This is a genomic window from Pseudoalteromonas sp. S1610 (assembly GCF_005887465.1).
GTDB lineage: Bacteria > Pseudomonadota > Gammaproteobacteria > Enterobacterales > Alteromonadaceae > Pseudoalteromonas > Pseudoalteromonas undina.
On the sequence record NZ_PNDI01000191.1, the window covers coordinates 1 to 236 of the forward strand.

A 236-nucleotide genomic window follows, 5' to 3' on the forward strand; every position below is an offset into this window, starting at 1 on the left:
CGACTTCGGCCCGAAAGCGCAGCGCCCGATGCCATCGGCCCTGGGCAGCGCGCACGAGGAGACAAGCGAGACGAGGAACATGCGGACAACGGCTGCGCTACCGACGGTGCTGCTCGTCGATGACGAGGCGCGCGCGACGGAAGCGATGCGCCGCACGCTGGTCGACGAGTTCCGCGTGCTCGACGCGTGCAGCGCCGACGAGGCGCGCCGGCTGCTCGAGTCGGACAGCGTCGACG

At 71.2% G+C, this 236-nt stretch carries 1 pseudogene; it reads left to right on the forward strand.

Annotation, left to right across the window (positions count from 1 at the left end):
- Window positions 1-236, forward strand: a pseudogene (locus CWB77_RS18475) (hypothetical protein); the annotation flags it as partial.